Source organism: Paenibacillus sp. LjRoot153, from assembly GCF_964253085.1.
Lineage (GTDB): Bacteria > Bacillota > Bacilli > Paenibacillales > NBRC-103111 > Paenibacillus_E.
In genome coordinates this window covers 580102-600487 of record NZ_CAXUQH020000001.1, presented here as the reverse complement: position 1 = coordinate 600487, position 20386 = coordinate 580102, and the positions used below count along the sequence as shown (strand labels likewise).

16 protein-coding genes are annotated in these 20386 nt (G+C 46.3%); 2 read left to right on the top strand and 14 right to left on the bottom strand.

All coding sequences use genetic code 11. The features are described 5' to 3' along the window. Positions 1–46: 46 nt before the first annotated feature. Together ACSQ8P_RS02790 and ACSQ8P_RS02785 are read left to right on the top strand one after the other, a co-directional pair. A complete protein-coding gene (locus tag ACSQ8P_RS02790) occupies positions 47–4588 on the top strand; it encodes a glutamate synthase-related protein (protein ID WP_436233803.1) in 4542 nt (1513 codons plus the stop codon). A 147-nt stretch (positions 4589–4735) separates the two neighbouring features. After that, on the top strand, positions 4736–4861 hold the full coding sequence (locus tag ACSQ8P_RS02785) for a DUF6254 family protein (protein WP_235549887.1): 126 nt from the start codon (positions 4736–4738) through the stop codon (positions 4859–4861). Positions 4862–4966: 105 nt separating this feature from the next. Here ACSQ8P_RS02785 and ACSQ8P_RS02780 read toward each other — a convergent pair whose 3' ends face one another. The 14 genes from ACSQ8P_RS02780 to ACSQ8P_RS02715 all read right to left on the bottom strand — a co-directional run bounded on the left by ACSQ8P_RS02780 (position 4967) and on the right by ACSQ8P_RS02715 (position 20380). Beyond that, positions 4967–6184: a response regulator transcription factor gene (locus ACSQ8P_RS02780; protein WP_436233802.1), complete on the bottom strand. Its 1218-nt coding sequence runs from the start codon at positions 6182–6184 to the stop codon at positions 4967–4969. After that, positions 6181–8043 carry a cache domain-containing sensor histidine kinase gene (locus ACSQ8P_RS02775; RefSeq protein WP_436239442.1) on the bottom strand — a complete coding sequence of 621 codons (1863 nt, stop codon included), beginning with the start codon at positions 8041–8043 and terminating at the stop codon, positions 6181–6183. The genes ACSQ8P_RS02780 and ACSQ8P_RS02775 overlap by 4 nt, the downstream gene beginning before the upstream one ends. Positions 8044–8074: 31 nt before the next feature. Continuing rightward, a complete protein-coding gene (locus ACSQ8P_RS02770) occupies positions 8075–9091 on the bottom strand; it encodes a substrate-binding domain-containing protein (RefSeq protein WP_436233801.1) in 1017 nt (338 codons plus the stop codon). Positions 9092–9359: 268 nt separating this feature from the next. After that, the gene (mmsB, locus tag ACSQ8P_RS02765) at positions 9360–10523 is read right to left on the bottom strand and encodes a multiple monosaccharide ABC transporter permease (protein ID WP_436233800.1); all 1164 of its coding nucleotides are present in this window, start codon (positions 10521–10523) and stop codon (positions 9360–9362) included. Continuing rightward, positions 10507–12057, bottom strand: a complete 1551-nt coding sequence (gene mmsA, locus ACSQ8P_RS02760; RefSeq protein WP_436233799.1) for a multiple monosaccharide ABC transporter ATP-binding protein — start codon at positions 12055–12057, stop codon at positions 10507–10509. Before mmsA ends, mmsB begins: the two co-directional genes overlap by 17 nt. A 90-nt stretch (positions 12058–12147) precedes the next feature. Beyond that, entirely contained in the window at positions 12148–13281 is a 1134-nt protein-coding gene (chvE, locus tag ACSQ8P_RS02755; RefSeq protein ID WP_436233798.1) for a multiple monosaccharide ABC transporter substrate-binding protein, read from the bottom strand. A gap of 234 nt (positions 13282–13515) precedes the next feature. Beyond that, positions 13516–14382, bottom strand: a complete 867-nt coding sequence (locus ACSQ8P_RS02750) for a DinB family protein (RefSeq protein WP_436233797.1) — start codon at positions 14380–14382, stop codon at positions 13516–13518. 69 nt (positions 14383–14451) lie between these two features. Further along, complete coding sequence (locus ACSQ8P_RS02745) at positions 14452–15114, bottom strand: bifunctional 2-keto-4-hydroxyglutarate aldolase/2-keto-3-deoxy-6-phosphogluconate aldolase (RefSeq protein WP_436233796.1); 663 nt, start codon at positions 15112–15114, stop codon at positions 14452–14454. A 62-nt stretch (positions 15115–15176) separates the two neighbouring features. Next, a complete protein-coding gene (locus ACSQ8P_RS02740) occupies positions 15177–16142 on the bottom strand; it encodes a sugar kinase (RefSeq protein ID WP_436233795.1) in 966 nt (321 codons plus the stop codon). 200 nt (positions 16143–16342) lie between these two features. Further along, positions 16343–17203: an inositol monophosphatase family protein gene (locus ACSQ8P_RS02735; RefSeq protein WP_436233794.1), complete on the bottom strand. Its 861-nt coding sequence runs from the start codon at positions 17201–17203 to the stop codon at positions 16343–16345. Between the two features lie 192 nt (positions 17204–17395). Beyond that, positions 17396–18166, bottom strand: a complete 771-nt coding sequence (gene fabI, locus ACSQ8P_RS02730) for an enoyl-ACP reductase FabI (RefSeq protein WP_028555353.1) — start codon at positions 18164–18166, stop codon at positions 17396–17398. A 92-nt stretch (positions 18167–18258) separates the two neighbouring features. Next, complete coding sequence (uvsE, locus tag ACSQ8P_RS02725; RefSeq protein ID WP_436233793.1) at positions 18259–19248, bottom strand: UV DNA damage repair endonuclease UvsE; 990 nt, start codon at positions 19246–19248, stop codon at positions 18259–18261. A gap of 174 nt (positions 19249–19422) precedes the next feature. Then, the gene (locus tag ACSQ8P_RS02720) at positions 19423–19857 is read right to left on the bottom strand and encodes a hypothetical protein (protein ID WP_436233792.1); all 435 of its coding nucleotides are present in this window, start codon (positions 19855–19857) and stop codon (positions 19423–19425) included. Positions 19858–20062: 205 nt separating this feature from the next. Beyond that, positions 20063–20380 (bottom strand): hypothetical protein, encoded by a 318-nt coding sequence (locus tag ACSQ8P_RS02715; RefSeq protein WP_436233791.1) that lies wholly within the window; start codon positions 20378–20380, stop codon positions 20063–20065. Between the last annotated feature and the right edge of the window lie 6 nt (positions 20381–20386).

The window sequence follows — 20386 nt, the reverse complement described above, 5'->3', positions numbered from 1 at the left end:
TTTTAATTATGTATGGGAGGTGACGGTCAGGCGACTGACCAGAGCAATGAATGAAATTATGCGTAATGAAGGCCGTTTTCAAGATCTACTAGGAACCGAACACGACAGCTGCGGTATTATTTGTATTATTGAAAAGAATGGTCACCCTTCCCGTGATAACATCCAAAAAACGATTGATGCCCTTGTTAAAATGGAACATCGTTCAGGATTTATCAATGGTGAAGGCGATGGTTGCGGTATTTTAACAGACATTCCACGTAGTCTCTGGGAAAAGAAATTAACAGATGCGGGTCTGGATGGCAAGCTTGCTTATGACAACCGTTTTTCTGTTGGACATATCTTTGTTCCACGTAAGTTGGATTTGACTGTTACTGAGATTCAAAACGGCATTCGTGAGCTTTTTGCCTCCCATGATGTATCCATTATTCTTGAGCAAGAAAACCTTGTTGACAGCAGTTCGCTTGGTGCCAACGGTTTGCTCGATGAGCCTACGTTTTGGCAAATTGCAGCGATTAGCAATAAGACAGAGGGTCAAGTTGCCGATCATCTTTATGAGCTGCATATTGCGATTGAAGATCGTTACAACGTTCATGTTGCAACACTTAGCAATGTGACATCTGCCTACAAAGTATTAGGTGCAGCAAGCATCCTTCCTAAATATTTTAACGACTTGCGTGATCCTTTGTTTGCGTCCCAAGTAACCATTGGTCATAACCGTTATTCAACGAACACATTGTCCAGCTTCTTCCGTGTTCAACCGTTCTCCCTTCTTGGACACAACGGTGAAATTAATACGGTGAAGAAACTTCGTCTTGAAGCTGACATGGTTGGCGTTCCGCTTGTAAGCGGCGGGTCTGACTCCCAAGACATGAACAGAACGATTGAAACGTTCATTCACCGTTTTGGATTGTCCCTTTTCGAAGCGATGGAAATGGTGTTCCCTCCTATTATTAATGAAATGAAACAGTTCCGTCCGGAACTTCAAGATCTATATGTGTACTACCGTCAAGTATGGGGCCACTTTGCACAAGGTCCAGCAGGTATCGTTTCTCGTTACGGTAACGAGTGTATTTTCAGCGTAGATGCGTTAGGTCTTCGTCCAGTTTGGATGGTTGAAAGTGACACGTCCCTGTACTTCTCATCCGAGCAAGGTGTTATTACTGTTGGCGAAATGGTTGCTGATCCGAAGCCGATCGCACCAGGCGAGAAAGTCGGTGTTGTTCTAACACCAGGCGAGCATATTCAAGTGATTCCTTATCATGAAGTTCAAACCTTAGTGTATGACCGTGTAAGCAAGCGTGTAAATATTAGCGGTCTCCGCTCTTATTTGAACCCTGCTCAAACGAATACAGAAGCTGAGCTGAATGAGAATATTATTACAACTGATCAAGTGTACAGTGCATTTGGTTGGGATCGTGACGGTATTTCACACATCGAGTCCATGTCCGAAACTGGCGCTGAGCCGATTCGTTCATTGGGTCATGATTCACCTCACGCAGCGCTTGCTTGGGAACGCCAGAACGTGCCTGACTTCATTAAAGAAAGTGTTGCCGTTGTAACGAATCCGGCTATTGACCGTGACCGTGAAATGGAGCATTTCTCCACGCGTGTTATTGCTGGAGCTCGTCTTCCGGTATTTGCACAGGTGGATAGCAACCTTCGTCTTGAGCTTCTTACTCCGCTTGTTCTTGAAGGAACGAATGGTGTAGGCAGTGAAGAGAACTTATCCCAGCCATCTTTGGAGCAATTGCTTGCACAATTCCGTGCACAAGGCGATAACAAAGTAGCCGTTCTATCCACAACATTCGGTAGAGGAACGTCTCTGAAGGATGGTTTGGCTGCACTTGCTGCTGATGCCATCTCTGCTGTTCGTAATGGCGCGGTGCTGCTCGTCTTGGACGATTCTGCAGCTCACCAAAACGACCGTTTGTGGCTGGATCCGCACCTTGCTGTTTCCAAAATCGATATCGCTCTTCGTGCAGAGAAACTCGGTTTCGGCGACAACCTGCGCCGTCAAGTTACATTGATCCTTCGTTCAGCTGCTATTCGCAGTCTGCATGATATCGCGGTAGCTTGTGGTCTTGGTGCAGACGTTATCTCACCTTACTTGCTGTTCTCCACGGCTTCTGACAAAGAAGGCAACGCAGCAGCAGCACGTAAAGTGTACGCGGCACTTACGAAAGGACTTGAAAAAGTCATTTCAACAATCGGTACGCATGAACTTCGTGGATATACACGTTTCTTCTCCTCCATCGGCTTCCATCCGGAAGTTTCCGAGGTGCTGGATATCGTGAACTATCTCGGCAGTGAAAAAGCAGGAACTGGCTTTGCTCAGCTTGAAGCTGAAGCTGAAGCTCGTTATGCGGATTACATCAATCCGAAAGCGAAAGCGGCGAAAAACTTCCGTTTCTTCCAACGTATGTGGAAAGCGCTAGGCGATGCTGCATCAGGAGCTGCTCCTTACAGCGACTACCGCGACAAGCTGCGTGAAGAAGAGAAGAAGAATCCGATTTCCATTCGTCACATTGCGGGCTTCAAAGCAATCAGCGATGGTCGTCAACCACTTGATCCGTCGCAAGTTGATATTTCCATTGGCGGTCATTCCTTGCCGATGTTGATCTCTTCTATGTCCTTCGGTTCACAAAATGAAACAGCTTTCCGCGCCTATGCTGAAGCCGGCGAACGTCTGAACATGGTAACCATGAACGGCGAGGGCGGAGAGATTAAAGATATGCTTGGCCGTTACAAAAGAACGCGCGGAGCGCAAGTCGCTTCCGGACGTTTCGGTGTTAACATTGAGCTTGCTAACGCAGTAGCTTTCCTTGAGATCAAAATCGGTCAAGGGGCAAAGCCAGGTGAAGGCGGTCACTTACCAGGCTCCAAAGTAACAGCGAAAATCGCTGAAGCACGTAACGCTACAATCGGTTCCGACTTGATCTCGCCATCCAACAACCACGATATCTATTCCATCGAGGACTTGGCGCAAATCATTTCCGAGCTTAAAGAAGGCAGCGGACGTAAAGCCAAAATCATCGTAAAAATCCCAGTTGTTCCTGGTATCGGCACGATTGCGGTTGGTGTTGCCAAAGCTGGCGCTGACGTTATTACCCTTTCTGGTTTTGACGGCGGTACAGGTGCGGCTCGTATTCACTCCTTGACGCACGTTGGTCTTCCTACGGAGATTGGTACGAAGCTTGCTCACGTTGCTTTGATTGAAGCTGGTCTTCGTCACCGCGTTGAGCTATGGTCCGATGGCGGTCTGAAATCAGGCGCTGACGTTGTTAAAATGGTTATGCTCGGTGCGAACCGTGCTGGTTTCGGTAGTATCGCAATGCAATCCATTGGTTGTACAACATGTCGTGGTTGTCACTTAGACACTTGTCACGTTGGTATCGCAACACAAATCGATTCCATGGAAGAAGCTGAAGAAAAAGGTCTTCGCCGTTTCGTACCGCGTCAATTCGATCTAGCTGTAGACAGCTTGGTTCGTTTGTTCGGTTCGATGGGTGAAGAAGTACGTGAAGTCGTTGCTTCCCTTGGTTTCAAGAGCTTACAAGAACTCGTTGGCCGTTCCGATCTTTTGGAGCAAATCAGTCACATCGAACGCATTGACTTGTCCGACATTCTTCGTCCAGCTCCATTACAGTTCATCTCTGAAGAGACTAGAGCGGCTGAAGAAGCAGCAGTTTCGTCCGATATTCGTATCGCGGCTGGTGCAGAAGGTTTGGAATTCTTCCCAGATTCCGTATCGTTCGATGCTCCTGTCGTTCGCAACTGGTCCAAAGTGGATGCCGAGTCCCGTATCCTTGGAACTCGTTATTCCAGCCATCGTGTAAGAGACCGTTTCAACGGCAGCTACGATGAGCTTCCAACTGTTGCGCTGAACCTTATTGACGGTTCCGTTCCTGGTAATGGTCTGGCTGCATTCAACGCACGTGGCGTAGACATTACTGTACACGGCGGTGCTGAAGACGGTCTTGGTAAAATGGCGTTCGGTGGTAAAGTAGCCATCGTTAAGTCACTTGGCCACAACAATACCTTCATCAACGGCAGCGTTGGTAAATCGTTCGGTTACGGTGCTCAAAAAGGGTTGTTCTTGATTCAAGGCAGTGCAGATACTCGTGCATGTATCCGTTTCTCGGGTGCTGACGTTGTCTTCGGCGGCGAAATCACGACACCTCTGCAAGATGAGCTTGGCGGTCTAGCAGCTCGTGCGAACCTCAAAGGCTTCGCTTTCGAGTACATGACAAACGGCCGTGCCGTTGTTATGGGCGATCCAGGTCCATGGATCTGTGCAGGTATGACAGGTGGGGTTATCTACCAACGTCTAGTGCCAGAAATGGGTCTTGATCAAGCGGCTATCGAACGTCGTATCGCTAAAGGCGCTAAAGTTAAACTTGAGCCTATCGGCCTTCAAAGTAAAAAAGATCTTACTGAATTGCTAACAGCTTACCACGCTGAGCTTGCGAACTCCGGTCAATCCGAAGCCGCGGCGAAAATCGAAGGTTTGCTGAGCAATCTTGAAGCTAACTTTATCCGTATTTCCCCGGTCAACATGCAAGCTGACCAATCCGTTGCTACGGAATAGTATCGGTTGCAAAAAACTCCACCAGACCTTCGTCGGTCTGGTGGAGTTTTTCTCGTAAAGAGATCGTATCTGCTTTGCATAAAATAGCCTCATGTATCACATTTTATTAGTGCAACACCATCCGCATGCCACAGGAGGTTTTCAGCGATGAGCCACTCGAAGCGCCGCCAAGAAGCAGCATGGAAGGGTCGTAAACAAGCTCAACATCCACCACATGGTAAGGTGAAAGCCCTGGCCGAATTTGCCAGCGAGTATGATGCGGAAAACAAGTAGTACGGATTCCCCCTCTCCTCCCACATGTTAGAGGGACCAACACAAAGAGCCCGTTCGACCTATTTCTAAGGAAATAAGGTCTTCGGGTTCTTTGTGTTAGGCGACTCACACTTGAGGCGCGCTTTCTTTCCGATATTGAATCGGCGCAATGCCGACTACTTTTTTAAATGCTGTGCTAAAGTAATGTTGAGAATCGTAGCCTACTTTTTCCGAAATCTCAATAATCGTCATATCGGTTGTATTCAGATAATGCGTAGCGTGTTTGATACGCGTATGGGTTAGTACATTCACAAATGGGATACCTACTTCCTGTTTAAATATACGACCTAAATAAACAGGAGATACCTTCATTTCATTCGCTAGCTGTTCTAATGTGATATCAGGGTCACGGTATCTTTGAGCAATTGCTTCCTTGGCCAAACGAACAAAAGGGGATAAATGGACTTCTTTATACAAAGATGCTCTCCCTTGCTGATACACATCTGCAACGCCTGTAACCCCTTCCGTGACGGACAGGAATTGAGAGGCGATCGTGATTTTCAAATACGTCTGCACGGCTTCGTCCAATTTCTGAAGCTTTTCCACAGGGACTGATTCCCATAGCAATACAACCAGCATGCCCAAATGGTCTCGAAATTTAATAAGGGTGTAAGGCGTTAGCAACTCTTCAACAATATTCTCAATCGCAAATAAGTAAAGCTGTCGATCCCTTTCTGATAAAAGCTCTTTGCCCCTAGAATTACCTGACCATTGAATGACGCCCAGCGTGCTCGGTGCCCGTTCAGGCATTTTGAGAAACATCAGCTGCTCCTTGATCTCAACCTCGCTAAGTCCTCCATCCATCCACTCTAAACAAAAACGCTCTCGCAACAGCGAAAAGTTCCTTTCGATCTGTTTGGAGGCCATCTGCAAATGTTCTTCTTTTTCCATAGAAATTGTCATTTGTTTCGTGATTTTTGTTAATACCTCCGTAAGCTGAGCAGGATTCACTGGTTTAAGGATATAATCATCCACATCCAGACGAATTGCTGCTTGTGCATAAGCGAACTCATCATGTCCGGTTATGATGATGATTTTGCAATCGGGCAGTTCCTCACGCATATGCTTAATTAATGTCATACCACTCATAATTGGCATATTCAGATCAACAAGCAGGATATGAATGTTATGTTTATGCGCCAGTTCCAAGGCTTCTTCACCGTCTTCCGCTTCCGCCACAACCTCCAAGCCCAGCTGCTGCCAATCGATGGCGCTTTGTATGCCTTCACGAATAATCGATTCATCATCAGCGATCAATACTCGCCAGAACGGATTTGCACTCACATGGGCACCTCTCTCTTTAGCACTGGATGTGTAATTGTCACCGTTGTCCCTTCTCCCCTTATACTATCGATGGATACCCCATATACCTCTCCGAAGCTGATCACAATCCGCTCTTGAACATTCGTTAGGCCATAACCTCCTCCTGATTGAGGAGAAGCTATGTGATAAGACAATTCCTGCTTGTTATCCATTGCCTTTTCTTGTTCAACTTCACTTTGGATGGGATTCGATTTCGAAGCTGCCGCTTCTAAGATTCGTCTTAATTGCGCAAGCTTCTCCTCTGACATACCCGCTCCATTATCACGAATGATAATTACAACTCGTTCGTTCTCATGACGCGCCTGTATATCAATGATACCGGGACCCCGGCGTTCTTTAATGCCATGATAGATCGCATTCTCAACAATCGGCTGAAGAATTAACTTCAGTACATAGAACTGATGCAGCGATGGTTCAATGGCAATCGTGTAATTCAGCTTTTCTTTGTATCTCGTTTTTTGAATGATGAGATAACTCTTTACATGCTCGAATTCTTCCATGAGTGAAATGACTTCATTGCCTTTGCTAAGCCCTATGCGAAACAGCCGTGAAAGCGATTCGACGACCTCTGTCACTTCATGAGCCCCACTCTTGCGAGCTAACCATTGTATCGTATCTAACGTATTATACAAAAAATGCGGTTTAATTTGAGCTTGCAGGCTCCTTAACTCTGCTTCCCTCTTCTGTTTCTGTTCCTTTTCAACCAATCCGATCAACTTCGTTATTTGCATCAGCATAGTGTTGAAGCTTCTACCGAGCATACCTACTTCGTCGGTTCGCTTATCCTTAAAGCGGATGGATAGATTGCCATCTTCTGCCCGCCTCATGAAAGACGTTAACTGCCAAATAGGTAAGGAAATCGTATAGGATAAATAATAAGAAGCTGCAATACCGAGCAAACAGACGACGAAAACAAAACTGACTAAATATAATCGGATTTCTCGGACCTCTCTAACCGACTCCTGCGTTGAGAAAACACCCACGGTCGTCCAATTTGTAAAGGATGATTTTCGATATATAAATTGCATATTTCTCCCGTCGATCTTTTTGGAAAAAGTGCCCGAAGGGTTTTCATCAATCCAGTTCCGTTGAAACTTACCCACTAAAGGATGCTGCGGCGTGTAGATGCTCTCCCCCTTATTGTCAAGAACCATTAAATAACCGGATTTCCCTAGATTCACATCCTGGACCGTTTCCGCGATAACTCTAAGCTTTAAATCAATGAGAATAACCCCTTGGACCGCTTGGGTTTCCGGATCCAGAATGGCCCTCACCACAGATACGATATCTTCATCCTTATAGTCAACATGCGTAGTGACATTACGGCCAGAAGGGTGTCCTACGATACTGAATATACCTTTCTCATCGACAGCTTCCTTATACCAGCTTTCTTCGGTAAGGCTACGACTCGTTCGGGCGTACATTTCGTTACTCACGTAATCGCCTTTGGCATTCACGACCAGAATACCCGCCACTTCTGGATATAAAGTTGTAAAGCCTTTAAGGAAAATCCGCATATCATAAGCTTCCGACGCCTGAATAGCCGTCTCACCAATTAGAAATCGCTTCACTTGCGGATTGAAGGAAGTAAAATAAGTGATATTTTGTAAATTCCCCGCGTAAGCCTCGAGTGATTTATTGACAGTCCCGATTAATTGCGAGGTATGTTCATTCACTTGTTTCTCGATAATGCGATCTGTTGCTAAGCCAATAAGTATCCCTAGACAAATGGCAGGCAAGATGCTGATTAATAAGAAGTGCATGATCAGTTTATAACGGATCGGCCAGTTATTGAGTGTAATCCATTTGAACATTTTCATGCGCATCACCTCATCCTTAACCTCTACGCTGTCATTTGGCATAATAGATATCGACATTTTCCTTGGTTACAATCGTAATCCCGGTATCCACATAGGTAGGTACAAGCGCCTCTTTGCTATTCTGCAAAGGTAAAGGGGATTGCTGTGCCTCCTTCTGCAAATGAAGCAGATGCATCAGCGACCAATACCCCATATTCCAGGTTCCTTGCGCTAGCGTTGCCGAAATCGTTTCGTTCTTCACCATGTCCAACGTCCCTTTATCCGTATCAAATCCGATGATTTTCACCTGTGATAGCCGATCCAGACTTCTCACGGCATTACCTACCCCCACGCCGCCATTCGCCTCAGTCGCAAATATCCCCTTCAAGTCAGGATGGTCCTTAAGTACCTTAGCTGCAATCCGTTCGGATGCCAATTGATCTCCCTTGCCGTCTTCGATAGCTATAATTTGTAAATTGGGATATGTGCTTTTGATCGTATCTTGAAATCCCGCCATCCGATCCTGATGGTTTAATTGATTAGGCAAGGTAATGATAGCTAGCTTGCCGCTGCTCCCCGTCAATTCAGCCATTTTGTGAGCTGCGCTGACCCCAGCGTTATAATTATTCGTGCCAAGGAACGAGTACGCCTTGCTTTTCGGCGCACCGGAATCGAATAACACAACAGGAATGCCCGCTTCGACGGCTTTATTAATCGTCACAACCAAGGCATCTGGATTAATAGCTGAAACTGCAATCCCTGCCGGCTTTTTCGCAATAACCTGCTCCAATACCGTCACTTCTTCATTCACATCGTACTGTGTGGCACCTCGATACTCGACGGACACATTCAGCGTCTTCGCGGCGTCCTCAAACCCCTTCAAACAGCTTTTCCAGTAATCAATACCCGACTGAAAGTTAACCATCACATATTTCTCTTCTATATCCCCCTTTAAACCGCCATTCATTTGCTTGAGCGAATTATCCGTAGAATCGCTGTACTGATACACATACAGGAAAAGCAAAAAAGTTGCGATCAGTATCGCATACACTAACAACAGCTTTTTCATTTTATCCCCCCCTCATGCACAATCTGATCTTTGTCTCTCTATGTGAATGATTTGAATTGGAATTTACTAATTAACTCCTCTATTCTTCCGAAAGCACTTTCATTTTATTATAAATGGCATTCATTTGGCTAATGGATAATTCGATAGAGGCTCTCCCCTTACTGACAGAAAGCGTCATTATTGATTCCCTCCATATCTATAGGACCAAATAAGACCCTTCCCTTCAGGAAAAGTCTCATTTGGTCCATACGGCCCTTATAAAATTTAACTAAGCTGTTTTCGATTTATTGTAGATATCAAATCCGACTGCCAGTAACAGCACCAGACCTTTAATCCCTTGCTGCCAGTCGATACCTAGGCCTACAAGCGACATCCCATTGTTCATCACACCCATGACAAGTCCGCCAATAATAGCGCCGATAACCGTTCCGATTCCACCTGTTGCAGATGCCCCGCCGATAAAACAAGCAGCAATGGCATCTAATTCAAAGTTCACACCGGCTTTTGGTGTAGCAGCATTCAATCTTGCAGCAAATACCAGACCGGATAGCGCAGCCAGCACGCCCATGTTGACAAAAACCCAGAAGGTGACATGCTTCGTTTTGATGCCTGATAATTTAGCTGCCTTTTCACTTCCGCCCAGTGCATAAATATGGCGCCCCATAACCGTTTTATTCATAACAAATGTGTAAATCACCACGAGGACAAATAACAGAATCAGAATATTTGGAATACCTGCATACGTAGCCAAAACATAGGTGAATACGTTAATGATCGCAACCATAACCACGATTTTGGCAATCAGCAAGCCGAGCGGCAGCACTTCAAACTCGTATTTTAATTGATTCTTTCTTTTCTTCAACTCACTCCAAATCAAAATGAGCGATAACACAGCTCCGATAATAATCGTCGTATTATGCAGCGTGCCGCCGCCAATGGCATCAGGAATAAATCCTGAACTTATTTTCTGAAAAGTCTTCGGAAACGGTGCAATCGACATCCCTTTCAGCACAATCATGGTTAGTCCCCGGAAGATCAGCATCCCTGCTAACGTTACGATAAACGATGGAATTCGTACATAAGCGACCCAGAAGCCTTGCCACGCCCCGACAAGTGCCCCGATTACCAATGAAATAATAACAGCCGCTACAAACGGAACCTTCATATCGACCATCATCACGGCAGATAGAGCCCCTACAAATGCCGCCACAGAACCTACAGATAAGTCGATATTACCAGTGATAATAACCAGCAACATCCCGATTGCCAGTACCAGAATGTAGCTGTTTTGCAGTATCAAATTCGTTACATTCAGTGATTTTAACAGAACACCGTCTGTCATGATTTGAAAAAATATCGTAATTAAAACGAGTGCCATAATCATGCCATATTGCCGGATATTGCTCTTAAACAGCTTAATCAGTGTTTCCATGCATGTGCCCTCCTGCTCTCGTAATACATTTCATTATCGCTTCCTGTGAAGCGTCTTCTTTCCTTAATTCACCCACCATTTTCCCTTCATTCATCACATAGACACGATCGCACATGCCTAGAATTTCAGGAAGCTCTGAGGAGATAAGCAGAATGCCTTTGCCCTCCATCGCCAGCTGGTTAATGATTGTATAGATCTCATATTTGGCTCCTACATCGATCCCCCTAGTAGGTTCATCGAGAATGAGAATATCCGGCTCAGAGAAAATCCACTTGCTTAATACAACCTTCTGTTGATTGCCTCCGCTTAAATTCCCAGTTTTCTGTAAAACACTCGGCGTTTTGATATTCATTTTTTGGCGGAAGCTCTCCGCATGTATAATTTCTTGATATTCGTTAACGACCTTATTCTTCGAAATCTTATTCAGCCGCGCTAAGGTAATGTTCCGCTTAATATCATCCATCAGAATCAATCCATAGTTCTTCCGGTCTTCGGTCACATAAGCGATACCTTGATTAATTGCTTTATCAATCGTTGGAAGATGGATTTCCTTGCCCTCTTTATATAAATGACCGCTAATTTTCTTCCCATAGGATTTGCCGAAAATGCTCATCGCCAGCTCGGTTCTACCTGCGCCCATCAGACCGGCAATCCCGACAATTTCACCTTTACGTATGTTTAAGTTCACTTGATCAATGACTTTGCGATTGTCTTGCAGTGGATGAAAGACGTTCCAATCCTTGACTTCAAACAACATATCGCCGATTTGCGGCTCTCGAGTTGGATAGCGATGCGTTAAATCTCGCCCAACCATACCTTTAATAATGCGGTCTTCCGTGATTTGATCTTTTCTCATATCTAACGTTTCAATGGTTTGACCATCTCTGAGTATGGTTATGGAATCGGCTACTTTGGATATTTCGTTTAACTTGTGAGAAATGAGAATGGAGGAGATTCCCTGTTTCTTGAATTCCAGCAGCAGCTTCAGCAAGTTATCACTATCTTCTTCATTCAAAGCAGCCGTAGGTTCATCCAAGATGAGCAGCTTCACTTTTTTGGATAATGCTTTGGCAATTTCAACTAACTGCTGCTTACCGACGCCAATATTAAGCGTGAGCGTCGTAGGCTGCTCGTTTAATCCAACCTTTTGAAGAAGCTCCCTTGTTTTAACAATGGTATCGTTCCAATTGATGATTCCTCGTGTAGCTTGTTCATTGCCCAAGAAGATATTTTCTGCAATAGATAAATAGGGAATAAGCGCCAGCTCTTGATGAATGATAACAATGCCCAAATTCTCGCTTTGCTTGATATCCTTGAACTCACACACTTGACCTTTAAAAAGAATATCCCCTTCGTAGGAACCGTGCGGATAGACACCACTCAATACTTTCATAAGTGTTGATTTACCTGCTCCGTTCTCGCCAAGCAAAGCGTGAATCTCACCTTCGTGAACTTTGAGGTTTACATTACTGAGCGCTTTCACACCTGGGAATGTCTTCGTTATTTGTTTCATTTCTAATATGGCATCCGACATGCGATCACCAAGCCTTCCATGTAATAAATGATCTAGCGATAGTCACACTCGGCTATCACTAGATCATTTAGGCAGTTCCTAGAGCGACAATTATTTACCTAATTTATCTTTTGTGTAATATCCGCTGGTAACCAAGGCTGCTTCATAGTTGCTTGCATCTACGGATACTGGCTCTAGCAAGTAGGCAGGAACTACTTTAATCCCATTGTTATAGGTTTTCGTATCATTTACTTCCGCTTTACTTCCTTTGAGAATGCTGTCTGCCATTGCTACCGCTTTTTTAGCAAGCTCGCGGGTATCTTTAAATACAGTTTGTGTTTGCTCCCCAGCAATGATGGATTTCACAGATGCCAACTCAGCATCTTGCCCTGTGATCACCGGCAGTGCTTTGCTAGCTGTTCCATAACCAACACCTTTTAAGGAAGAAAGGATTCCGATACTAATGCCATCATAAGGAGACAACACCGCATCGACTTTCTCAGAGGCATAGTTTTTGCTGAGCAGATTGTCCATTCTGGATTGAGCGACTGAACCATCCCAACGCAATGTAGCTACTTGATCGAATTGCGTTTGTTTACTTTTTACAACTAATTTACCTGAATCTAAGTAAGGCTTAAGTACCGACAACGCTCCGTCAAAGAAGAAATGCGCATTGTTATCATCAGGCGACCCCGCGAAAAGCTCAATGTTGAAAGGACCTTTGCCGTCTTTCAAACCAAGCTTCTTCTCAATGTAGGAAGCTTGTAGTACGCCTACTTTGAAATTATCGAAAGTCGCATAGTAGCTGACAAACTCGCTCTTTTTAATCAAACGATCATAAGCGATAACCTCAACCTTTGCATCGTGCGCTTTCTTTAGAACGTCCGTCAAAGACTCTCCGTCAATAGGAGCAATAACAAGAATGCTAACGCCTTTTGTAAGCATATTTTCAATTTGAGATACTTGGTTCTCAACAACGTCTTCCGCATATTGCAAATCCGTTTTATAACCTAATTTCTCGAATTCTTTAACCATGTTAGCCCCGTCGCTCACCCATCTTTCGGATGATTTCGTCGGCATCGAGATTCCTACTTTACCGCCAGCTTTTGCATCCGTTTTGGCTGCTGCAGATGGCGCCGTTGTGCCTGCTGCATCCTTTTGATCCGTTGTCACGGTTTTGGCTCCGCATGCGGCAAGCATTAGAATCAGGGACATTAAAACAAATACAGATAACATCTTTTTCAACTGAACTACCCCTCTCGATTACATCAGGTTTGTGTTTCATACCCTAAGTATAGGGCCGGGGGCAGACAGCGTCTTTTCGAAAATACAACTAGTTTTTATAAATTTTATACTTTTCTTAAACGCTTTCACGAGCTCAAAAGGATACAAAAAAAACAACCTCAAGGTAATCCGAAGGTTGTTTTTTCGTTTCTACTATTCAGGTATTGAAGCGTGTTGGCAGAGCGAGCAACGCTGCTAGCAGCCATGTTTTTCACGGATACGCAATACAGCACGTATGTGATGCTTCGCGTGGCCGGCCATCATTTTCAGTAATTGAGCAACGCTTTCTTCTCTATTTGAGGTACGGATGGTTCTGAACAAAGCGTCTGGCAGATGCTTGCATAGGCCAAGAATATGCCCTCTAGCCGCTCGGAATAATTGGACTTCGTTCCTGATCGGTCTCTCTGCATACGCTAATCCTTGCTGCCAATCATCTGGCTGAAAATAATTGCCTTGATACATCCGTCCAGGCTCGGCGAGTGCAAATTTCACCTTGTGCATGGTGACCAGCTCTAGGTCAATCAGATGCAGCACGTGCTCACGAATGGACCACTTGTCTGGATGTTCCTTGAGGCTGAGTTGTGCCTCTGACAGTTCTGTGATCGCGCACTCCAGTTCAGTGGCACCCACTTCAAACATGCCCAGTATCTCAGCATCGGTTGGAAATAGCTCCTCCCAGTAGACCAGTGTATGTCCGTCAATGGTCGGAACATGGCGTTCACGAATATGTTCTGACTCCTGACTCCCTATTGCCTGCTGGAAGCCTCTGGCGATCAAGTTCGACTCCACGTCAGCTACAGAAGCTACACCGATGTAAACAAGGCTTCCAGCTTCTGCTACGCTGTAATTCGGTCTTAACCAGCGGTTCAGAGCCCCATTCGCTTCACAACCCTCCACAACCAGAACAGCCTCATCTGCTGTATCACCCATGTGCAGCAAGGCCGCACAGCACACCTCGTCCCGCTCAAGTAACTCCCAGCCTAGCTGACTCCTATAAAAAGCTATCGACGCCTCCAAATTGCTAATACGGAGCAATACTCTAGCCCGGCCACTCTGCTCCATCTACCCAACCTCCATTTCCGCACAAAAAAATACGCTCCGTCTTAACTTCGACGGAGCGATCTTAAATGCCTACTTCTTGGCCGCTTGGTAGGCCTCGATATATTGCGCAGCCTTCTTAGCAACAAGGCTGTAGTTTCCTGTTTTGACCGCTTCGCTGGTCAAATCGGAGCCGATGCCGACGGCAACTGCGCCGGCCTGGATCCATTCGCCGAGGTTGCTTAGCGAAACCCCGCCAGTAGGCATAATGTTCGCCTGTGGCAGCGGACCTTTAATGGCCTTAATCATCGCCGGGGAATAGAGATTACCCGGGAAGAGCTTCACGATATCCACACCTAGCTCCAAGGCGGTTTGGATATCCGCAATCGTCATGCACCCTGGCATGATCGGCACACGATATCGGTTACACAGCGTAACCGTGTTCGGGTTTAAGGACGGGCCGACAACGAACTCGGCCCCGCTTAGGATCGCGGCACGCGCTGTTTCCGGGTCTAGGGCTGTGCCCACCCCGATGATCGCGTACTTGGACGCGTCCTTCGCTGTGCTCGAGTAGCGCTTGGCAAGCTCCTCGATCGCGCGCAGCGCGAAAGGCACGGTCATCGTGACTTCGATGACTTTGATACCGCCGGCGATCGCTTGATCCGCCATTTCAACGACTTCTTCTGGTGTATCTCCACGTAGGACGGCAACGACGCCCTCATTTGTAATTTGTTGAAGTAATTGAAGTTTCTTCACAATCATCTTCCCTTCTATGTGTACGCATGTATAATTTAGGTTCCGTATCTTCGTCCAAACAATTAACGTTCAATATGTTTAATGTTGTTAAGTACTGCTTCCACTTGCTCCCACGTTGGAGCGCCTTCCCAGTCGCCTTCCGTCTGCACGATCATGGAGCCCACCAAATTCCCGATGCGAACAGCCTCAGGGTACTCATACGCTTTCAGCACGCCAACCAAAAAGCCCGCACAGAACCCATCGCCCGCACCAACGGTATCAATGACTTGCTCTGCTTTGAAGTAAGGCACTGTTGTAATCGTATCCGCTGTCACGACATACGTCACATCTTCTCCACCTTTAACAATCGAAACTGCCGACAATTCGCGCAGCTTGCTCACGATGACATCCCAGTCTTCTGTTTGGTACAGCAGCTTCAGCTCATCTAGGCCTGGCAGGAAAATATCGGACAGCTTCGCAAGCTCGAGCAGAACAGGACGCGCCTCTTCGATGCTCCACAGCTTCAAGCGCAAATTCGGATCAAAGCTTACCTTCACGCCATGCTTACGAGCCAAACGAACGGCTTCGAAAGCTGCTTCTCTACACGACTCACTTAACGCCGGTGTGATACCGGTAATATGCAATACTTTAGCCCCAGCAATGTACGCCTCATCCAAATGTTTCGGGCTCATCTGACTTGCTGCTGAGTTTTTACGATAGTAGTAAACAGACGTTTTGCCCATTAGAACTTCACGCATCATGAGTCCTGTTGGCGCGTCGGTAGTCAATTCCGCACGGGAAACATCGACACCTTCACCACGGATTTTTTTGAAAATCATACGGCCTAACGGGTCCTTACCTAGTCTACCGAACCAACCTACATGACCGCCAAGACGTGAAATGCCGATCGCCACATTACTCTCTGCACCACCAAACAGGCTATGCAGCTCCGAAGAGTACTCTAAGCCCTTACCACCTGAAGGCATGAGCAGTGCCATTGTTTCTCCAAACGTAATAATATCTGGTCCTGATCCTGTATTTACCGACATAGAAGCACTCCATCCATTCCGATCACGACTCGCGTGTCCCGTTAATTGAAACGTTTAAATAAATGAGATATCTCATATTATAGTGGATTTGAACGAATTTCACCAGACTTTTACGACGGACTGCCTTAGTTCCAAATAGAGGAAAAAACCTCTTGCCGGGTCATTCCTCATGGAACGACCTTGCAAGAGGTTAATTTATTTTATATTTTTGTCGCCTCTGCTAAGGCTAGCTCGTGCTGAAACTCCTCGTGAATGCGTCCATTCGATGCCATCACATTACGAACGCCTAAGTGATAAGGCTTGCCTTCCGTATCCGTCACACGGCCGCCTGACTCTGTAATGAGCAAGGCACCCGCTGCAATGTCCCAGGCATTGAGACCGATTTCCCAAAAGCCGCTAAGACGCCCAGCAGCCACATAGGCCAAATGCAGCGCGGCAGAGCCTGCCACACGGATATTACGAACTTTCGGCGAAAGCGCCTGAACGCCCTTCAGGTTAATAGGCAGCGCCCCATCACGATCAGCTGGGAAGCCTGTGGCGATTAAGCTGGTGAGCAACGTCTCATCTTCGGAGACCTCAGTCTTTTTACCGTGCATATAGGCGCCTTTCCCTTTCTCAGCAACGAATAATTCGTCGCGTGAAGGGTCGTATACGACACCTACGATGACTTCACCTTTGTGCGCCAGTGCGATCGATACGGAGAAGAAAGGAAAACCATGAACGAAGTTCGTTGTGCCATCAATCGGATCCACGATCCAAAGGTACTCTTCGTCACTCATTTCTTGCAGCGCTTTGGCCGATGCCTCCGGACCTGGTTCAACCCCTTCCTCTCCAAGGATGGAATGATTCGGGAAATGCGTCATAATCAGATTACGAATCAGCTTCTCAGAACCTTTATCGACCTCTGTCACCAAGTCTTGGGCAGAGTGCTTCGTCCCCACATGATTAATGTCCCCAAGTTTAGTCTTGATCCATTGTCCCGCTTTGGCTGCCGTATTAATGGCTACTGCTGTAAAGCTTTTACTCCCAACCACGAAGGTTTCCGTCTCACCATGTACCATATATATCAACTCTTTCTTTTCATTAATTTAGATAATACGTTAAGTATAGTAAATTATACGTTTCTAATACTAGTGCGTTTCATCCTAAATTATTCGTACATTTTCACATTGGCGCGAAATTCAAACGAAAAAAAACCGTAACGGCCAAGACCGCACGGATTTCCTTCTTAATATCTATGAAAATAAAGCCTTCTAAATTCCAACAATGTGGTACCCGCCGTCTACATAAATAACTTCGCCCGTGATGCCGCGGGACAAGTTGCTCATGAGGAACATAGCCGTGTCGCCAACTTCAGCTGTATCTGTTGTTTTACGAAGCGGAGCTTTCTCTTCAACTTGACGCAGGATGGAGTTGAAATCCTTGATCCCTTTAGCAGCCAACGTACGGATCGGACCTGCCGAGATGCCGTTTACACGGATACCGAATTGGCCAAGATCTGCCGCGAGGTAACGAACGCTAGCTTCAAGCGCAGCTTTGGCAACGCCCATCACGTTGTAGTTCTTCATAGCGCGCTCTGCGCCAAGGTATGTCATGGTCATGATGCTTCCGCCTTCTGTCATCAGCGGGTAAATGCGTTTGGATACTGCCACTAGAGAGTAAGCACTGATGTCATGCGCAAGCGCAAAACCATCGCGTGATGTATCAACGAACAGCCCGTCCAGCTCTTCTGTTTTAGCAAAAGCAATACTATGTACAAGACCGTGCACGACACCGAACTTCTCTTTGAGCGCGGAAGCCAAGGTATCAATCTCTGCATCTACGGTTACATTACAAGGCATTAACGTGGAGCCTGGAATTGTGTCAGCCAACTTGCGTACGCGTTCCTCCACGCGCTCGTTTTCGAACGTGAACACCAGATTAGCGCCTTGTGCGGCTAAAGATTGTGCAATGGCCCAAGCGATACTGCGATCATTGGCAACACCCATTACAAGTATATTTTTTCCGTTTAATAATTGACTCATGGTTCGTAGAAGCCCCTCTCACAATGGCATGGTTAGTCGTTCATTTAACCAAAGTACCCCATTTTGTCCAACAATTCAAGAAAAATATGGGATTATAGCTGAAGCGACGCTTCATCTAAGGCTGTGACACCTTCTTGTCCCTTGAGGTCCTCCATGAGCTTGAACAGGGCGCTATCCTTCATCTTTGCTTCAATCATGATATCAAGCTTCGGTGTGATGGGCGCTATCGCTTTGAGAAACGTAAATAAAGGCCCCACCTCCACATAATCGGCGTGACTTCTTGGCTCCGTTTCGCCTTTGGGACTGGAAACGTGAATTTTGGGAGGCAGCGAGGCTGATGCTTCATCTAGATGCAGGCGCGCGCGTGTGAGCCAGGTTTCTTGGATGCGCGGCCATAACTCCAAGATGTCCTCCCCGTTGTTATTGACCGCATGATGATGCACATCCAGCACCATAGGCGCACCGACTTCCTCGGCAATCTCGAGTGTTTCTAATGCATTGAAGGTTTTGTCGTCATTTTCGAGGGTGATTCGCTGTTGAATTGGCTTGCGCAGCGCGCTGAAATTCTGAACAAATCGCTTCGCTGCCTTCGTTTTATCCCCATAAGAGCCGCCAACATGGATGTTGCACATGGCCTCCATGCCAAGACCCATGGCGTTCAGCATGGCGGAATGTCGCTCTAAATCCTGAACAGACTTCTCTAATACGTCCTTCCGTGGCGTGCTAAGCACGGTGAAGTGATCGGGATGGAAGCTGACGCGCATGTTATTCTGCTTGGCATAGCTGCCAAGCTCCTCAAACTCCGCCGATAGGGATGGGATTGGATCCCAGTCACCTAGCATTTCATGGCCAATCAGCGGAATAAACCGAGAAGAAAACCGAAACACCATGATGTCATGAGCACGATTATGTTTGAGCAGGCGGAGCGTGTTATGTAAATTTTCAGCGCCAATTCGCTCGAGCTTGCGGATCGCTGCCTCGCGATCGAGCAGCTTACTGAAGTTCGTCGCCGTCATCGTCTTGGACGGGGAAGCATTCTTTACCACGGTGGACATGGCTACGTATCCTAGGTGAATGAGCATGTTCGTTAACCTCCAGGTTCGTTTCCCAATGGATTATATGGCTGCTTGGTGCATGTTACTGCAAACCCGAATTTTCTCACAATTAGATTACCCTAGCGAATTGATGCACATACAAACAGGCCCTTCGACGTTCAAGAACGTCATAAGGGTCTTTTGTACTATTTGGAGATCCGATTAATGTTCGTATTTAATCTCGATACGAGCAAGTATGCCAGCTGGATTGCCTTGGCTTCGGTTTGCATTGGATGGGGAATTAAAACCAGCAATCACAATATCATTTTCACCTTGGTTAAGGAAAGGCTCGATGTGGAACGTTCTTCCCGGATTGAAAAAGGCAAAGGTATCCTGCGGTCGGTCGATAACTACGGGCACTCCGTTAATTAGCACGATGGCATAGTTGTCAACGGACAAGAATAACGTAGCTTTCTTAATTTTTTTCCAGTCCACCTTGAATGTTTTGGCTACCACTGCTGCTGGCCCATACGGATCATTCGCCCCCCAAACGTAATATTCACCTGCTCGAGGTTGCACCCATGTCGGAAATGGCGCAATTTCAATCGCGTTTACCCAACTGCTGTCTGTACTAATGATTTTTGTGTGTTTTTTCATGTATGATCACTTCCTTTCGATTAGGATAAGTTATTCTATGAAGCTAGCAATCTATTCGAAAGGGACAATAGAAACCCTATAATCATACAAAATGAAAGATAGACTGTTACTAGGAAGAATAGCGGAAACATGTTTCGCCACCCGAGCAAAAAAAAAGAAACACCGCCCCCGAAAGGTCGGTGTTTCTCTATGCTTTTAACATCCTCTAGGCTTGCTCCCCGAAAAACATTTCGTACGCAAGCGAGGTCTGAATGCGAGCTTCTTCCTCGGTTAACCGCCGAATGAGCTCCATTTCCACCTGTGTAACCTCTTCACCTTGGAAATTGATTTCCGCGATGGAGGCCACGATGCGCACGATAGCGATCGCTTGATTCTCAGGTGTATACGCGATAACCTTCTGGCCCGTAGGGAAAACGCGGAAGCCGCTTTTCACCATTTTGCCGCGGCCATACTCCAGCAGCTCATAGAGCTCTTGCTCGGACTTAAACTTGCAAACTGAATTAAATTCCGTTTGAAAACCCATGGCTTA